Here is a 17182-nt window from a genome sequence, read left to right on the forward strand (position 1 = left end):
GTGTCGTCCATCTGATCACGCAACCGCGCGCCTTTCGAACGCTCTGGACAGCTCCGCCAAGAATCGTTGAGGATCACGCAGGTCCGCAGCCGACACCCGGATCGTGATCCATCCCCGTCCGGCCATCCGTGCGTCTCGCTCGGAGTCGTAGTCGTGGCGCCCCTCGTGAGAAGCGAAGCCGTCGTACTCCAGGGCGATCCGCCGCGACGGCCACGCCATGTCGAGTACGTACAGCGTCCGACCGTCGATCGTGGTGATCTCGTACTGCGCCTCCGGTATCGGGAATCCCGCCTCGACGACGATCAACCGGAGGATGCTTGCCGGTGGGGAATCCGCCTTGCCGGTCGCCAGGTCGAGCAGCATGACCGCCCTGTGGATACCTCGCCGGTCGCGGCGGTCCACGACTCGGTCCCGAACGTTCGCACGCAGGGCTCGGACATGGTCCGGCACAAGCCCGTGCATCGCCTCGTCCAGTGCGGCGAACGCGGTTCGCTTGTCTCCATCACAGAGGAAACCGGCCAGCGCGAGGTCCAAGGAAAACGTGGCGAGCTCCTCGATCTCGATGACATCCGAGGGCTGGAAATCGGCTTGATGGATGATCAACCCCGGCTTGGACTTGATCCGCCGCGAGAAGGGCACCGTCACGTGGATGCTCGTGTCGTCCACGGCCGAAATCCCATGTAGCGCAAGGGCTGTAGCTCCGGACAAAGCCGCGGGCTGCCCCACCACGAGCAGAGCGGCCTGAGCCCGAGTGGTCAGTCTGAGCCAATCAGAAGCATGAACGACCACGCCCCGCCATGGCTGCGCAAGGACACCTGTGGCCAATCCTTCAAGGACCAGCCGACGCCCCAGAACCTTGTCAGCCTCACTACGCGAGACCGCCCCATGTCGTCCTCCCCAATCGATCATGCCTTCGAGGATCGTTGGTTTCGCAGCCTCGGGAAAGGCCACTCGTCCACACCTGTGGATAACTTCACACCTGTGGATAACCCTGTGGACAGGTGTTCGACACCGGATGTGACGAACACCTGTGACCAGGTGGACGACACGCGTGATCAGACGGACGACACGCGTGATTGGGTGGACGTCAAGCCAGGGTGGCCAGGGCCGTGTGGACCAGCGTGCGGACCCCGCACAGGAGCGAACGCTCGTCGAGGGTGAACGTCGGGCGGTGGATGTCGGCCATCGGGCCTTCACCGGACCAAACACCGAGGCGAGCGAAGGCGCCCTGGACGTGCTCCAGGTACCACCCGAAGTCTTCGCCACCGGACGACTGTTCGGTCCCGGCGACGGCGGCCTCACCCAGCGCGGCCTCGACGCCGGCCCGCATCAGGACGTGCGACTCCGGATCGGAGACGACCGGCGGCACGCCGCGGCGGTAGTCGAGGGAGAACCCGACCCCGGTCGGCGCGAGCAGCGACTCCACCGAAGCCGCGACGAGCGGCTCCAGCATCGTCCAGACCTCGTGGTCCGCGGTGCGGAGCGTGCCGCGCAGCACCCCGTCCTGCGGGACGGCGTTGGCGGCCTGCCCGGCGTGCACCGCTCCCCAGACCAGCACGGTCCCGGAGCGCGGGTCGACCCGCCGCGAGAGCACCGCGGGCAGCGACGTGATCACGGTGCCCAGCGCGTGCACCAGGTCCGCGGTCAGGTGCGGCCGCGAGGTGTGCCCGCCCGGCGAGGTGAGCCGCAGCTCGATGAGGTCGGCGGCCGACGTCAGCGCGCCTTCGCGCAGGCCGACCTTGCCGACCTCGAGCCGCGGGTCGCAGTGCAGCCCGTAGATCCGCTCGACGCCTTCCATCGCGCCCGCGGCGATCATGTCCAGCGCGCCGCCGGGCATGACCTCCTCGGCCGGCTGGAAGATCAGCCGCACGCGGCCGGGCAGCTCCGGCGCGCCCGCCAGCGCCCGAGCCGCGCCCAGCAGGATCGCGGTGTGCGCGTCGTGCCCGCACATGTGCGCGGCGCCGTCGGTCTTGGAGGCGTACGGGAGGCCGGTGGCCTCGGTCAGCGGCAGGGCGTCCATGTCGGCGCGCAGCGCGACGCAGCGGTCGCCGCTGCCGATGTCGCAGACCACGCCGGTGCCCGTGGGGAGCACCCATGGCTTGAGCCCGACCGAGCGGAGCAGGGACATGACCATTTCGGTCGTGGCGAACTCGTGGCGGGAGAGCTCCGGGTGCGCGTGGATGTGACGGCGCCACGCGACGACGTCGGTGGCGTTCGCGCGGAGCCAGTCGTCGAGCCAGAAAGGGCCGCGTCCGGCACCAAGGTCATGCACAGGTGCCATGCTGACGCCGGCCTCGGAGATCAGCGCGGTGGGCGCCTCTATAGGGGCAACGACGCGACCCTCGGGGTCACCTGGAATGTCCGGACGTGAATCGAGCACCGTCACGCCGCACCTCCTCCCGCGACACAGTCACCTTCGTCTACCACCGTACGAGTGGTCGCTGAAGGCACGCTGGGTGCCGTTCGATCTGTGATACGCATTTGCGATAGATCGTGCACCATGCAGATGACAAGCCGCTCGTCGAGTGATCGAGCCGGAGACGGCCGGTAGTGGATCTGCGATGAACGGCTGTGAGAGTTCGGCCCAGGCTAAGCGGAGAGTCCTTCTACTTACCGGTAGCGGTTCAGGACTTCTTCTTGGAACGGGCGCGGCGGCCGAGGATCACCAGGCCGAGCAGGATGGCCGCGGCGACGCCCGCGATGATCTTCCGCTTGGTCTCCTGGCTGTTGGCCTTGTCGGTCTCGGCGGGGTCGAGCACCGGCCCCGGAGGTGCCTGCGACGGCACCTCGTGCACCGCCGCTGCCTGCGCGATCACCGGCGCGGGCGCCTGGATCTCCACGGCCTGCGCGACAGGCGCGCAGACGACCAGCCCGGCGGCGACGAGTCCGGCAAGCTGCCCGAGACGAGACCTTTTCGGCATGATTCCCTTTCGACGGCGTGGCGCGAACCCGATTCTGCACTCTGCCGGGTTCCCGCGTCAGCCGCCACGCGGAGGACCGGAGAACGCCTCCAGAATCCGTTGCGCGGCCAGCGTCGGGGTCAGCTCACCGTCCCGGACCGCCCGTTCGACGTCCGGGACGACCGCTCGCACGTCTGGATGCGAAGCGAGCCGTCCGAGGAGCTGTTCCCGGACCATCGACCAGGTCCACTCCACCTGCTGCCGTCGTCGCCGTCCGTCCAGTTCACCCGAAGCGGTCAATACGTCGCGGTGACGGCCGATTTCGGCCCACACGTCGTCGAGCCCGACGCCGGTGAGCGCGCTGCAGGTCAGCACCGGGGGCGTCCACTCGGCGTCCCGTCCGTAGATCATCCGCAGCGCGCCGGCGAGTTCGCGGGCCGCGCGTTTCGCGTCGCGTTCGTGGTCGCCGTCGGCCTTGTTGACCGCGATGACGTCCGCCAGTTCGAGGACACCCTTCTTGATGCCCTGCAGCTGGTCGCCGGTGCGGGCCAGGGTCAGGAACAGGAAGTGGTCGACCATGTTCGCCACGGTCACCTCGGACTGCCCGACACCGACGGTCTCGACCAGCACGATGTCGTACCCGGCCGCTTCCATCAGCACGATCGTCTCGCGGGTCGCCCGCGCGACGCCGCCGAGTGTGCCCGAAGTCGGCGAAGGGCGGATGAACGCCTTCGGGTCCACGGCGAGGCGCGCCATCCGGGTCTTGTCGCCCAGGATCGAGCCGCCGGTCCGCGTCGACGACGGGTCGACGGCCAGCACGGCGACCTTGTGCCCGGCCTCGGTGAGATCCGTGCCGAGCTGGTCGATGAAGGTCGATTTGCCGACACCGGGAACGCCGGTGATGCCGACGCGCCGTGCGCCGCCCGCGTGCGGGAGCAGCTCGACCAGCAGCTCCTGCGCCTGCGCCCGGTGATCATCGCGGTTGGACTCGACGAGCGTGATCGCCCGCGACAGCAGGCCGCGGTCACCCGCGAGGACACCTTTGGCCAGCGCCCCGACGTCGATCTTGCGCGGCAAGGTTCAGGACTCCTGGGCGGTCAGCTGTCCGATGAGGTCGATCGCCGCTTCGGCGATCACCGTGCCGGGGCCGAAGATCGCCGCCGCGCCCGCCGCGCGCAGCTCTTCGTAGTCCTGCGGTGGGATGACGCCGCCGACCACGACGATGATGTCCTCACGGCCCTGTTCGGCGAGTTCGGCGCGCAGCGCGGGGACCAGCGAAAGGTGCCCCGCCGCGAGCGACGAAACGCCGATGACGTGCACGTCGGCCTCGATCGCCTGCCGCGCGACCTCGCCGGGGGTGGAGAACAGCGGGCCGACGTCGACGTCGAAGCCGATGTCGGCGAAGCCGGTCGCGATCACCTTCTGGCCGCGGTCGTGGCCGTCCTGGCCCATCTTCGCGACCAGGATCCGGGGACGGCGGCCCTCTTCCTGGGCGAAACTCTCGACCAGTTCACGGGCCCTCTCGACGTTCTCGGCCTTGCCGACCTCCTCGCGGTACACACCGGAGATGGTACGAATCTGGCCGGAGTGCCGCCCCCAGATCTTCTCCAGCGAGTCGGAGATCTCGCCGACGGTGGCCTTCGCCCTGGCGGCGTCGATGGCGAGGGCGAGCAGGTTCCCGTCGGATTCGGCGCCCGCGGTGAGCCGCCGCAGCGCGTCCTGTGTGGCGTCCTCGTCCCGCTCCTCGCGCAGCCGACGCAGTTTCTCCAGCTGCTGCGCGCGCACCCCGGCGTTGTCGACCTTGAGCACGTCGATCTGCTCGTCGTCGGTGACCTGGTACTTGTTGACGCCGATCACCGGCTGGCGGCCGGAGTCGATCCGCGCCTGCGTCCGCGCCGCGGCCTCTTCGATGCGCAGCTTCGGGATGCCGGCGTCGATCGCCTTCGCCATCCCGCCCGCCTGCTCGACCTCGGTGATGTGGCCCCACGCCTTGCGCGCGAGGTCGTAGGTCAGCTTCTCGACGAACGCGCTGCCGCCCCACGGGTCGATGACGCGTGTGGTGCCGGATTCCTGTTGCAGCAGCAGCTGCGTGTTCCGCGCGATGCGCGCGGAGAAGTCGGTCGGTAGCGCCAGCGCCTCGTCGAGGGCGTTGGTGTGCAACGACTGCGTGTGGCCCTGGGTCGCCGCCATCGCCTCGACGCAGGTGCGGACGACGTTGTTGTAGACGTCCTGGGCGGTCAAGGACCAGCCGGAGGTCTGCGAGTGGGTCCGCAGGCTCAGAGACTTGGAACTCTTGGGGTCGAAGCCCTTCACCAGCTTCGCCCAGAGGAGTCGCGCCGCGCGGAGTTTCGCGACCTCCATGAAGAAGTTCATCCCGATCGCCCAGAAGAAGGACAGGCGCGGCGCGAACTTGTCGACGTCCAGCCCGGCTTCGACTCCGGCGCGGATGTACTCGACGCCGTCCGCGAGCGTGTACGCCAGCTCCAGGTCGGCGGTCGCCCCGGCTTCTTGCATGTGGTAGCCGGAGATGGAGATCGAGTTGTACTTCGGCATGTTCCGCGAGGTGAACGAGAAGATGTCCGAGATGATCCGCATCGACGGCTGCGGCGGGTAGATGTAGGTGTTGCGGACCATGAACTCCTTGAGGATGTCGTTCTGGATGGTCCCGGCCAGTTTGTCCGGCGTGACACCCTGTTCCTCGGCCGCGACGACGTAGAGCGCGAGCACCGGCAGGACGGCGCCGTTCATGGTCATCGAAACGCTCATCTTGTCGAGCGGGATGCCGTCGAAGAGCTGGCGCATGTCGTAGATCGAGTCGATCGCGACGCCCGCCATGCCGACGTCACCGGCGACGCGCGGGTGGTCCGAGTCGTAGCCGCGGTGCGTCGCGAGGTCGAAGGCGACCGAAAGGCCCTTCTGCCCGGCAGCGAGGTTGCGGCGGTAGAAGGCGTTCGATTCCTCCGCGGTGGAGAAACCCGCGTACTGGCGGATGGTCCACGGCTGGTTGACGTACATCGTCGGGTAAGGGCCGCGCAGATACGGCGCGATACCCGGATACGTGCCGAGGAAGTCCACTCCGGACAGATCGTCGGCGGTGTAGACCGGCTTGACGCCGATGCCTTCGGGTGTCTCCCACGCGAGCGCGTCGGGGCCTTTGCCGGTGGCGGCGTGCAGTGCTTCGGTCCACTGAGGACGGTCGGCGGGGTCGGGGCCGCCCAGCTCGATTCCGACGAAGTTCGGGATGGTCATCACTGCACTCCGAGCTCGTTCAACGTGCCGGTCAGGATTTCCAGGGCGTCGCAGCCCGTGTAGAGGTAGCCCGTGACGTCCGGGTGGTCGCCAGGTTTCCCGGCGAGCAGCACCGACGTGGCACCGGCTTCCTTCAGGGCCTTCGCGACGCTGTCGGCTTCCTCCGCGTAGGAAGTGTTGCTTCCGCAGAGGCAGGCGATCTTCGTTCCGCTGGCGCGGAATTCCGCGATGACGGCTGGGATGTCCTTGGGGGCGCCGGGGTTCACGGCCTCGATCCCGCCCGCTTGGAACAGGTTCGCCGCGAAACTCGCCCGTGCGGTGTGCGCCGCGACCGGGCCGAGCGTGGCGAGGAAGACGCGGGGACGGTTCGGATGCGCGTCCGCCCGGTCCCGCAGGGCCTCGAACGCTTCGGCGTACCGGCGCCGGGGCAGGCCGCCGCCCGGCAGCTCTTCGACGGCGTCGCGGACGACCGCTTTTTCCGTCAGATTGGGGAATTCGCTGACACCGGTGATCGGATCACGCCGGGTCGCGAGCCGCTTCGACCGCTTCTCCCAGGTTTCGGCGAGCCGCGCGGCGAGCGCTCCGGACGCCAGCTCGGCCTCGATCCCGCCGGCCGCCTCGATGGCGGTGAACTCGCGCCACGCGGCCTTGGCCAGGTCTTCGGTGAGGTTCTCGACGTACCACGAGCCGCCCGCCGGGTCGATGACACCGGCCAGTTTGGACTCGTCCAGCAGCACGGCGTGCGTGTTGCGCGCGATCCGTGCGGAGAACGCGTCCGGCTGGCCGATCGCGGCGTCGAACGGGAGCACGGTGATCGCGTCCGCGCCGCCGACCCCGGCGCCGAAGCAGGCGAGCGTGGTCCGCAGCATGTTCACCCACGGGTCACGCTGGGTCAGCATCGCGGGCGAAGTGACCGCGTGCTGCCGCATGCCCGCACCCTTGCCACCGGACACTTCGGTGACCCGTGCCCACAGACGCCGCGCGGCGCGGAACTTGGCGATCGTGAGGAACTGGTCGGCCGTGGCGGCGAGCCGGAATTCGATCTGCCCGGCCGCGGTGTCGACGTCCAGCCCCGCTTCGGTGAGCGCCCGCAGGTAGGCGACACCCGCGGCCACGGTCGCGCCGAGTTCCTGCGCGTCCGAGCCGCCGGCCTCGTGGAACGGCAGGCCGTCGGCGACGATCGTCCGCACCTTCGGGTGACTGACGGCGACCCGCGCCGCCAATTCCGCGGCGGGGGCGAGCGGACGCGCCGAACCGGTGCGCGCGGCCGCCCCGATCGGGTCGGCGCCGAGGGTCGCGGTGACCGCGCTCGCCGGGATCTCGCGTTCGGCGAAAAGGGCGAACAACTCGTTCGCGGCGGCCTCGTACTCGTCGCCCGCGTCGAGGATGACGGGTGCGAGGTCGATGTAGACCTCGTTCAGCGCGTCGCCCAGATCGGTGACGGGGACGCCGGTCGCGCCGGCACGCAGCCAGATGGAGCCGACGCCGCCTTCGAGGTCGGCGAGGATCGCGGCGTTCGTGGCCTTGGCGTCACGGCGCGCGTACCGGGCACGGATGTCCCAGCCGGTCGTCACCGCGCCTTCGGGCCGGGCGCTTCTCACGAACGGCGGAAGGCCGGGGAAACCTGTCCCCTCGACGGCGTCTTCGGCGGTGTAGAGCGGCTGGATCTCCAGGCCGTCGTACGTCCGGGTGACGAGCTTGCTTTCGGGCAGGCCGTCGAACGACTCGTCGATGGCGCCGCTCTTGCGCAGCACTCCGGCCACGAGTTCCCGCCACTGCTCCCGGCTCGCTTCCGGGAACTCCGCCGCGAGCTTGAGCTCTTCGGGCGCGTCGGGCTCGCCGGGGGTCGGCACTGACTCCGTCTCGGCCACTTCCGTCATAACCATCGATGCTAACGGCCCTCAAGTGGCGTTACCTGTGACGCTAGTCGCGCCGAAGGGGTGACTGGGCGGCGGTGGCGAGGTTGGGGCGCGCTGGTCGTGAGTGGCGATCTTGAAAGGTAGTGAAGGCCCCCTTCCCTACCTTCAGGGTAGGTAAGGAGGCCTTCACGGACCTGCACCGACGACCTGTTCCCAGTGACCTGTTCACTCCGACAGGGCACGTCGCATGGGTCCGTCACACGGGCATACGACACAATTGGGCCGTGCCGTCCGACACCACCGAGCCCAGCGAGAGTCCCGGCGACGAGAAGCGTGTGGTCGCCGGTCGATATCGGTTGCGCTCGGTCATCGGATCGGGGTCGATGGGCACGGTCTGGTCGGCCTACGACGAGTTCCTGCACCGTCCCGTCGCGGTCAAAGAGGTCCGCCTCCCGCCCGGCGTGCCGGCGTCGCAAGCCGACGAGCTGCGCGAGCGGACCCTGCGCGAAGCCCGCGCGATCGCCGTCCTGAGTCACCCGAACGTGATCATCCTGCACGACGTCGCGCGCGAGAACGACGAACCGTTCGTGGTCATGGAGCTGCTGCCGTCGCGAAGCCTCGCGCACATCCTGCGCGACCACGGGCCGCTGACGGTCGAGCAGGCGGCGGCGGTCGGCATCGCGGTGGCGTCCGCGCTCGAAGCCGCGCACGCCGCCGGCATCACCCACCGTGACGTCAAACCGGGCAACGTCCTCGTCGCGGGTGACGGCCGCATCAAGCTCACCGACTTCGGCATCGCGCGCAACGTCTCCGAAGCCACCATGACGCGGACCGGGATGATGCTGGGTTCGCCCGCCTACATCGCGCCCGAGGTCGCGTCCGGCGGCGCCGTCGTCCCCGCCGCCGACCTGTGGGGCCTCGGCGCGACGCTGTTCGCCGCCATCGAGGGCTCGCCGCCCTACGATGCCGACGGCGACCCGCTCGAAACGGTCGGCAAGGTCGTCAACGGGAAGGTGCCGAAGCCCGCTCCCGGTCCGCTGGCCGACGTGATCGGCGCGCTCATGAAGAAGGAGCCGTCGAAGCGGATCACCCTCCGCGAGGTGCGCCGCCGCCTGTATCCGTTGCAGGCCAAGACACTCATCGACCTCTTCCCCGCCGAGCTGTTCCACACGCCCGACGGCAAGAAGACCACCGCGCACCTCGACGCGACCGACACCCAGGTGATCAAGCAGGTCGCGCCGGAAAAGCCGAGCGAGGGCACGAGTTCCGAACTCGCCGCCGACCCCGGCCCGCTGCCGTTCCTGAATCAGCCCGCGCCGGCGCCTCCCGTCGAACTCGCGCCGATGCCGACCGTCACGCCGCCGCGGCCCCGCCCGCAGGGCCGGTCCACGGTGGGCACGGTGGTGCTGGCGCTCACGTCGGTCGTCCTCTTCCTGCTGGCCGCGGGAGGCGGGTTCGTGCTGGCCAGGGCCGTCGGCGGGGAGGATCTGCGGCCACCGGAGAAGGTGCAGCAGGGCGACACGATCATCACTCAGCCGCCGCCGAAACTGATCACGCAGCAGGGTGACGCCAGCACGGTGAACGGCCTCAAGGGCGGCCGGTTCAGCATCGGTGTCCCGGAAGGCTGGCAGAAGTTCGTCGCGCCGCATGTCACCCGCGGGGTGCCGAGCACCGTGGTCCAGTACGTCTCGCCCGACGGCCGCCAGGTCATCCGGGTCGAGCGGCTGACCGGTTTCCTGGCCGACAGCCCGCCGTCCGCCTACTTCAGCTGGCTGAAGAGCCAGCATCCGGAGATCGCCCCCATCGGCGACCCCACCACCGTGCCCGGCCGGGGCGACAACAGCCAGCGGTACACCTATCGGACGACCGAGCGCGCCGCCGGGAGCCGGGACGCGGTGAACGAGAGCATCACGCGCACGACGTACATGGACCTGTTCAGCGGCGGCACGGATCTGTGGATCCTCTCGGTGACTTCGACGATCGAGCAGGAGAACTCGGCGAAGACCGGGATCTTCGAACCGGTGGCGCTTTCCCTCATCGTCGACGGTTAGCCGGGCGGGATTCCCGCCGGGGCGTTCCGTTGAGGGGCATGCCGAACACATCGAACGCCCGATTGATGTCGCCATGCCCTGCTCTCCACGGGGTCGCGAGGACAAAGAGGGTTGAGGGTAAGGCGAATGTGCCGTGGAGGCTGTTCCCGCCGACTGCCGAGCAGGCTCTTCGTGGCGCAAGCCGATCACGACGCCGATCGTCCATAAAGGACGCCAAGATCCACTGAGTGTCCGATTTGAGCACTTTGCACGGGGGGTCATGAGTGGCAATGGTCGTTAGGACCCAATGCCACGTAGCTTAAGTTGATCTTGGATGGGGTTTTGATCGTACGCAGCGAGGATTGCCGCAGGTCACGCGCTCGGTTGCCCTGGCCGACAGGAGCCGACTGCGCCCCTGAGTGTCCACCAAGGANCTTCCGATCTGAACCCGAAACGCCACTCACGACCAACCCGACCCACGACCGGGGGCCGAAAGCGCCCTTCGTCGCATCAGACGCAGCGAAGGGAGCCTTCGCTGCACCTGTCAACCTCACCCAAGATCAACTTAAGCTACGTGGCATTGGGTTCCAACCCCCTTTACCGGTCACGACCCCAGCGCGAAGCTGCGCAAGTACCCGAATCGGGCACCGAAAACCGATCTCAAGTCCTTTATGGACAGTCGTAGCGCGTCGGATCTTCGCGACGACCGGGTCGAGGCTTTCGGGACCTGACACGTTGACTCCCCCCACCCCCACAAGGTGCTCAAATCGGGCACACAAGGGAGTCTCGGTGCCTCACAGCCCCTGTACCGACACGCGAGAAAGCGGCTTTAGCCCTCCTGGGCGAAATAGGCCTTCGAGGCACGCTGCTGCGCCAGTCTCCGCAACACCGAGAGCAGCCTGTCCCCGAGCACCGTCTCCACGACGGCGATCTCGATGATCTGCTCCAGCGACTCGATCCCGGCGATCCCTTCGAGGTCCAGATCGGCGATCCGGTCGGCGATCTCGGCGTAGGCGTCGAGTTTGTCGAGGTACCAGCCATGCCCGACCTCGCGGATCGTGCACAGGACGCCGACCAGGGCCTGGATGACCAGGTCGTCGTCGGCCTTGCAGGGCCAGCCTCGGCGTTCGGCGAGGCCACGGACCGTGGCGAGCGCCCATGCCCTGGCTTCGTCGTCGGCGACCTGCCGGGAGGTGGTGATGCCCTGCTGGGCGATGCCGAGGACGTGATGGGGGCTGGCTTCCCCGGCATCGACGGCGGCGAGCACCTCGCCGACCGTCGCGAGCGAAAGGCCGCCGACCTCCATCAGCGCCCTGATCAGCTTGATCCGCTGAACGTGCCCGTCGTCGTACTTCGCCTGGTTGGGGCTGGTCCGCTCACCCGGCGGGAGCAGCCCTTCCCGCAGGTAGTACTTGATCGTGGCGACTGGAAGCCCGGCTTTTTCGCTCAGTTCGGCCATCCGCACGCGCGCGTTCTCCGATCTCGGGGACGGCTCCAGGGTCATCCCTGAAGACTTCTCAGGATGGATAGTTTAGCTTCCCATAACGGAGAGCTTGACTATCCATTCTGGGAGGTTCCATGACCATCTTGACCGATCTCCAGGAGAGAACCCGCACCTGGCACCGGGGTTCCTATCGCCTGGCCCAGGCGTTCGCCGTGATCACCGTGCTGTGCGTCCTGGCCATGCTGATCGACCAGCGGACGCTGAACGGCGCGCCGCTCTGGGCGAAACCGTTCAAATTCGCCGTCTCCGCCGTCCTCTACTTCTTCACCTGGAGCTGGCTCATCTCGCTGCTGCCCAAGTTCCGGCGGACCGCGAACTGGCTGGCGAACGCGCTCGTCGTGATCTTCGCGGCCGAATACGCGCTGGTGATCTTCCAGGCCGCCCGCGTCCGCGCGAGCCACTTCAACAACGCGACCCCGCTGGACAACACGATCTTCCAGGTCATGGGCGGGATGATCGCCGTGCTGTGGGTGGTGAACCTCGTACTGACGATCGCCGTCCTGTTCACGCGGCTCCCCGACCGAGCGACGGCGTGGGCGGCCAGGATCGGCGCGATCCTCGGCATGATCGGGATCTCGCTGGCGACGCTGATGAGCGGCCCCACCCCGGACCAGCAGGCCCTGCTCGACGCGACCGGCCAGTCCGCGATGATCGGCGCGCATACCGTCGGGCTCCCCGACGGCGGCCCCGGCCTGCCGGTCCTCGGCTGGAGCACGGTCGGCGGCGACCTGCGGATCCCGCATTTCCTCGGCCTGCACGGACTGCAGGCGCTTCCGCTGCTCGCGCTCGCCCTCGGTGTCCTGGCCGCGCGCTACCCGCGGCTTCGCGACGACGTCCTCCGGCTGCGGCTCGTGGTGATCGCCGGTGTCGGCTACGCAGGCCTTCTCGCGCTGCTGACTTGGCAGGCGCTGCGCGGCCAGTCGATCGTCGCCCCCGATTCCCAGACCCTCACCGCCTTCGCCCTGCTCGTGGCGGGCGTCGCCTTTAGCGGGCTAATCGCGATCGGGCGGCCGTCGCGGGAACTGGAGGCCTCGCTGCGATGAGCGTCGAGACGCTGTTCACCTGGACCTTCCCGCTGGCGACGCCGTTCTGGCTGCTGATGATCTTCCTGCCGGGCTGGTCCTGGACCCGCCGGATCATGTCCTCGCCCTGGACGCCGCTGCTGCCGCTGATCCCGTACTTCGTGCTCGCCATCGCGCATCTCGGCGAACTCTGGACGGCGGTCAGCAGGCCGGACCTCGACGTACTCAGCGCGTTCACCGGCGCGCTGTACGGGGCGGCCACGATCTGGGCCCATCTGATCGCCTTCGACCTGTTCATCGCCCGCTGGATGTACCTCGAATCCCGCGAGCACCGGATCCACCCGCTGGTGACCGGTCCGATCCTGGCGCTCACGATCTTCCTGTCCCCGTTCGGGCTGGTGGCGTTCCTGCTCGTGAGAACGGTCCGGATACGCTCGTCGCATGAGTGAGAACGAGGTCGCGGCGGCCGCCGCCATCGCCGAACGCACCGGCGTCGAGAAGCACGACATCGCCGTCGTGCTCGGTTCGGGCTGGCGCCCGGCGGCGGACGTCATCGGGGAGCCCGAAGCGGAGATCCCGCTGGGCGAGCTGCCCGGATTCGTCGCGCCGGGCGCGGTCGGGCACGGGGGGACAGTCCGGTCGGTCCGCGTCGGCGACAAGCGCGCGCTGATCCTGCTGGGCCGCACGCATTTCTACGAGGGCAAGGGCATCGACCCGGTCGTGCACAACGTGCGCACCGCCGCGGCGGCGGGCGCCAGGACGGTGCTGCTGACCAACGCCGCGGGCGGCCTGCGCGAGGGCTTCCGGGTCGGGCAGCCGGTGCTGATCTCCGACCACCTGAACCTGACCGCGCGCTCGCCGATCGTCGGCGCGAACTTCGTCGACCTGACGGATCTCTACGCGAAGCGGCTGCGCGACATCGCACGTGAGATCGACCCTTCGCTGGAAGAAGGCGTCTACGCGGGGTTGACCGGGCCGCATTTCGAGACGCCTGCGGAGATCCACATGCTGCGGACACTCGGCGCCGATCTCGTCGGCATGTCGACGGTGCTGGAGGCCATCGCCGCGCGCGCCGCCGGGGTCGAGGTGTTCGGCCTTTCGCTGGTGACCAACCTGGCGGCCGGGATGACCGGGGAACCGCTGAACCACGAAGAGGTCCTCGAGGCGGGCCGGCAGTCCGCGACCCGCATGGGCACGCTGCTCAAGGAACTCGTCGCTCGCGCCTGACGCTTTGCGCGTGAAAGCCCCCTTTCCCTCGGCTCAGCCGAGGGAAAGGGGGCCTTCACGCGCTTCTCAGCCGGCGAACTCGGGAAGCCGCTGAGCGACCTCCGCGGGTGACGGCATCGCGGCGACCTCGTCGGCGAGTTTCCGCGCCGCGCCGAGCACCGTTTCGTCCGTGAGCAGCTTTCGCGCCTGCTCGGAGATGGCGTCCTCGACGACGTTAGCGCCGATCAGCTGCGTACCGACTCCAGCGGCGACGACGGCTTCGGCGTTCGTGAACTGATCCGCACCCTGCGGCAGCACCAGTTGCGGCAGCCCGGCGCCGAAGGCCCCGAGCGTCGTTCCGCTGCCGCCGTGGTGGACCACCAGGTCGACGTGCGGCAGGAGGTCGACCTGCGGCACCCAAGCCTCGACACGGACGTTGCTAGGGACGTCGCGCAGCTGCCCCGGATCCACCGCCGGACCCGCCGCGACGATGACGTCCGCGTCGAGCCGCGCCAGACCGCCGATGGCTCGCTTCAACACGTTTTCGTCGCCGAACGCGGTCCCGAGGGTGAGGTAGACCAGTGGACGGCTCTTGTCCCGGCCGACCACGCCCGCCGGGAGATCTCCCGGCTCGGCCCAGCCGACGGGACGCAACGGGATCCGGTTCGCTTCCGCCAGGAAATCGGGCGCCTGCACCGATTCCGGGCAGATGTCGACGACCGGGTCGCCGAACGACGGCAGGTTCACGCCTTCGAGACCGACCTCCGCGCCGAATTCCGCGAGGCGGCCGTAAATGACGTCCATGACATCATCCCGCGAGAACCGGCCGAAACCGTGCCCGATCGCGGGGATGCCGGCGAGGTGGGCGGCGATGGCGCCCCCTGCGTTGCCGCTTTCGTAGACGACGAGATCCGGCCGGTGCCGCTCCAGCAACGGCGTGAGATCGGCGACGAACCGCCGAGGCATCACATTTCCGAACACTTCGCCGATAACGGGATGGAACGACTCGGGCGGAGCATCGGAGGCGTTGGGTTTGGGAGCATCGGGTCCGGCGACCGACTCGAACGCCTCCCGCATCCCGAAGCCGGCGCTTTCCGCGGCCAGCCCGGCCTTTTCGACCACCGGCAGCATGTCGTCACCCGTGGCGAAGAGGACTTCGTGCCCGGCGTCGCGAGCGGCGACGGCGAGCGGTAGTAGGGGATAGAGATGACCATGACTCACCAGAGAAGTGAAGATCAATCGCACCCTCCCCAACGTACCCGTAGGCTGACTCGGTGACGACTTCCTTGACCTCGGAGCTGCGGGATCGGGCGTTCCGCTGGATCGCCGACGACCCGGACGACGATTCCCGTGTCGAGCTGCAGAACATCCTCGCGCGCGCGATGGGCGGCGAAGCAGGCGCGGCGGACGAGCTCGCGGACCGGATGGCGGGCCCGCTCGAATTCGGCACCGCCGGGTTGCGCGGCCCGGTGCGCGCGGGGCCCAACGGGATGAACGTCGCGGTCGTGACCCGGACCACGGCCGGGGTCGCGGCCTGGCTGAGCTCGCGAGGACATGCGGGCGGGGTCGTGGTGGTCGGCCGCGACGCACGGCACGGTTCGGAAGCCTTCGCCGAGGCCGCCGCCGAGGTGCTGACCGCCGCCGGGTTCGCGGTGAAGACGCTGCCCGGCCCGCTGCCCACCCCGGTGCTCGCGTTCGCCGTGCTGGAACTCGGCGCGGTCGCGGGCATCCAGATCACCGCGTCGCACAATCCCCCGGCCGACAACGGTTACAAGCTTTACGACGCGTCGGGCGGCCAGATCGTCCCACCTTCGGACGGTCAGATCGAGCGGGCCATCGAAACCGCTCCCCCGGCGATCAGCGTGCCGCGCGAGCCGGGCGCCGAGGTGCTGGGCGACGAACTCCTGGACGCGTACCTCGCGAAGGTCGCGCTTCTGCCGCGTGGCCCGGAGCGCGAGGTCAAGGTCGCCGCGACGGCGTTGCACGGCGTCGGCGCGGACACCCTGCGCGCCGCGTTCGAGCGCGCGGGTTTCGGCGATCTCCATCTGGTGGCCGAGCAGGCCACACCCGATCCCGACTTCCCGACGGTCGCCTTCCCGAATCCGGAAGAACCGGGCGCGACGGACCTTTTGCTGGCGCTGGCGTCCGAAGTGGACGCGGACCTGGCGATCGCGCTCGACCCCGACGCCGACCGCTGCGCGCTGGGCGTGCGTGAACGGGACGGTTCGTGGCGGATGCTGCGCGGCGACGAAACCGGCGTGCTCCTCGGGTGGCATGTTCTGTCCACTGTGGATAGTGCCGATCCGCTCGTGGCCACGACGATCGTGTCGTCGTCGATGCTCGGCGAGGTCGCGAAGGAATTCGGGGCGCGCTACGCGGAGACCCTGACCGGGTTCAAATGGCTGGTCCGCGCGGGCGAAGGGCTCGTCTTCGCCTACGAAGAGGCCCTCGGCCTCTGCGTGAACCCCGGTTTCGTACGGGACAAGGACGGCATCTCCGCCGCCGTGCTCGCCGCGTCGTTGACCGCTTCCCTGCGTGCGGCGGGCCGCGGGCCGCTGGACGTCCTCGACGAACTGTCCGTGAAGCACGGGGTGCACGTGACGGATCAGGTCTCGTTGCGGGTCACCGATCTGTCGGTGCGGGAGCGGCTGATGGCGGGCCTGCGCGCCACTCCCCCGGCGTCGCTGGGCGGCACCGGCGTCACGATGGGGGACCTCCTGCCCGACGCCGACGTCCTGCGCCTGACCGGGGAGGGCCTGCGCGTGGTCATCAGGCCGTCCGGGACCGAGCCGAAACTGAAGGCGTATTTGCAGGTGAAGGAGCCGGTCTCCGGCGATCTCGCTGAGGCACGCACAGCGGCGGACGCGCGGCTGGCCGCGCTGCGGGCCGACATCGAGTCCCGGCTGGCCTGACATGCCGAAGCTGCTGATCGTCCACCACACGCCGTCGCCCTCGACGCAGGCGATGTTCGAGGCCGTGCTTTCCGGCGCGAATCATCCGGACATCGAGGGCGTCGACGTCGTGCGCCGCGCGGCGCTGGGCGCGACCGTGCCCGACGTCCTGGACGCCGACGGCTATCTGCTCGGCACCCCGGCGAATCTGGGGTACATGTCCGGCGCGCTGAAGCATTTCTTCGACACCGTCTACTACCCGTGCCTGGATTCCACGCGAGGACGGCCGTTCGGGTTCTTCGTGCACGGCAACAACGACACCTCGGGCACCGTGCGCGGGATCGAGAGCATCACCACCGGACTTGGCTGGGAGAGCGCGGCTTCTCCGGTGCTCGTCACCGGAGAACCGGGCAAAGCGGATTTGGAAGCCTGTTTCGAACTGGGCGGCACCCTGGCCGCCACGCTGATGCCCTGACCCCTTCGCCGTATTTAGTCCTCTGAATGCGGTCGTTGGCCATACG

Annotated in this window: 14 protein-coding genes; 6 read left to right on the top strand and 8 right to left on the bottom strand. The window is 68.9% G+C overall.

From position 1 onward, the window contains the following. Nucleotides 1-15 precede the first annotated feature (15 nt). From LCL61_RS40180 to LCL61_RS40205, 6 genes are all read right to left on the bottom strand, one after another. Nucleotides 16-909: an endonuclease domain-containing protein gene (locus tag LCL61_RS40180; RefSeq protein ID WP_425342085.1), complete on the bottom strand. Its 894-nt coding sequence runs from the start codon at nt 907-909 to the stop codon at nt 16-18. 178 nt (nt 910-1087) lie between these two features. Continuing rightward, on the bottom strand, nt 1088-2386 hold the full coding sequence (locus LCL61_RS40185) for an amidohydrolase (protein ID WP_340684570.1): 1299 nt from the start codon (nt 2384-2386) through the stop codon (nt 1088-1090). Between the two features lie 238 nt (nt 2387-2624). Continuing rightward, nucleotides 2625-2921 (bottom strand): hypothetical protein, encoded by a 297-nt coding sequence (locus tag LCL61_RS40190; protein WP_340684571.1) that lies wholly within the window; start codon nt 2919-2921, stop codon nt 2625-2627. 57 nt (nt 2922-2978) lie between these two features. Next, the gene (gene meaB / locus LCL61_RS40195) at nt 2979-3977 is read right to left on the bottom strand and encodes a methylmalonyl Co-A mutase-associated GTPase MeaB (RefSeq protein ID WP_340684572.1); all 999 of its coding nucleotides are present in this window, start codon (nt 3975-3977) and stop codon (nt 2979-2981) included. 3 nt (nt 3978-3980) lie between these two features. Continuing rightward, nucleotides 3981-6149, bottom strand: coding sequence for a methylmalonyl-CoA mutase (gene scpA / locus LCL61_RS40200; RefSeq protein ID WP_340684573.1), 2169 nt, complete (start codon nt 6147-6149; stop codon nt 3981-3983). Beyond that, nucleotides 6149-8029, bottom strand: a complete 1881-nt coding sequence (locus LCL61_RS40205; protein WP_340684574.1) for a methylmalonyl-CoA mutase family protein — start codon at nt 8027-8029, stop codon at nt 6149-6151. The genes scpA and LCL61_RS40205 overlap by 1 nt, the downstream gene beginning before the upstream one ends. A 263-nt stretch (nt 8030-8292) precedes the next feature. Between LCL61_RS40205 and LCL61_RS40210 the strand changes: the two genes are divergently transcribed. Beyond that, the gene (locus LCL61_RS40210; protein ID WP_340684575.1) at nt 8293-10059 is read left to right on the top strand and encodes a serine/threonine-protein kinase; all 1767 of its coding nucleotides are present in this window, start codon (nt 8293-8295) and stop codon (nt 10057-10059) included. Nucleotides 10060-10867: 808 nt separating this feature from the next. Here the strand turns inward: LCL61_RS40210 and LCL61_RS40215 are convergent. Further along, the gene (locus LCL61_RS40215) at nt 10868-11542 is read right to left on the bottom strand and encodes a MerR family transcriptional regulator (RefSeq protein WP_340684576.1); all 675 of its coding nucleotides are present in this window, start codon (nt 11540-11542) and stop codon (nt 10868-10870) included. 74 nt (nt 11543-11616) lie between these two features. On the opposite strand from LCL61_RS40215, the gene LCL61_RS40220 reads away from it, so the two are divergent. From LCL61_RS40220 to LCL61_RS40230, 3 genes are read left to right on the top strand one after another with little or no spacing between them, the layout of a single operon-like run. Next, on the top strand, nt 11617-12585 hold the full coding sequence (locus tag LCL61_RS40220; protein ID WP_340684577.1) for a hypothetical protein: 969 nt from the start codon (nt 11617-11619) through the stop codon (nt 12583-12585). Continuing rightward, nucleotides 12582-13013 carry an ABA4-like family protein gene (locus LCL61_RS40225; RefSeq protein ID WP_340684578.1) on the top strand — a complete coding sequence of 144 codons (432 nt, stop codon included), beginning with the start codon at nt 12582-12584 and terminating at the stop codon, nt 13011-13013. Before LCL61_RS40220 ends, LCL61_RS40225 begins: the two co-directional genes overlap by 4 nt. Then, nucleotides 13006-13791, top strand: coding sequence for a purine-nucleoside phosphorylase (locus LCL61_RS40230; RefSeq protein ID WP_340684579.1), 786 nt, complete (start codon nt 13006-13008; stop codon nt 13789-13791). Before LCL61_RS40225 ends, LCL61_RS40230 begins: the two co-directional genes overlap by 8 nt. 66 nt (nt 13792-13857) lie before the next feature. On the opposite strand, the gene LCL61_RS40235 is transcribed toward LCL61_RS40230, so the two are convergent. Next, the gene (locus LCL61_RS40235) at nt 13858-15015 is read right to left on the bottom strand and encodes a glycosyltransferase (protein WP_340684580.1); all 1158 of its coding nucleotides are present in this window, start codon (nt 15013-15015) and stop codon (nt 13858-13860) included. 29 nt (nt 15016-15044) lie between these two features. Between LCL61_RS40235 and LCL61_RS40240 the strand changes: the two genes are divergently transcribed. Together LCL61_RS40240 and LCL61_RS40245 are read left to right on the top strand one after the other, a co-directional pair. Then, entirely contained in the window at nt 15045-16682 is a 1638-nt protein-coding gene (locus LCL61_RS40240) for a phospho-sugar mutase (RefSeq protein WP_340684581.1), read from the top strand. A gap of 1 nt (nt 16683) precedes the next feature. Beyond that, nucleotides 16684-17136 (top strand): flavodoxin family protein, encoded by a 453-nt coding sequence (locus LCL61_RS40245; protein WP_219145985.1) that lies wholly within the window; start codon nt 16684-16686, stop codon nt 17134-17136. Nucleotides 17137-17182 lie beyond the last annotated feature (46 nt).

This window comes from Amycolatopsis coloradensis, from assembly GCF_037997115.1.
Taxonomy (GTDB): domain Bacteria; phylum Actinomycetota; class Actinomycetes; order Mycobacteriales; family Pseudonocardiaceae; genus Amycolatopsis; species Amycolatopsis coloradensis_A.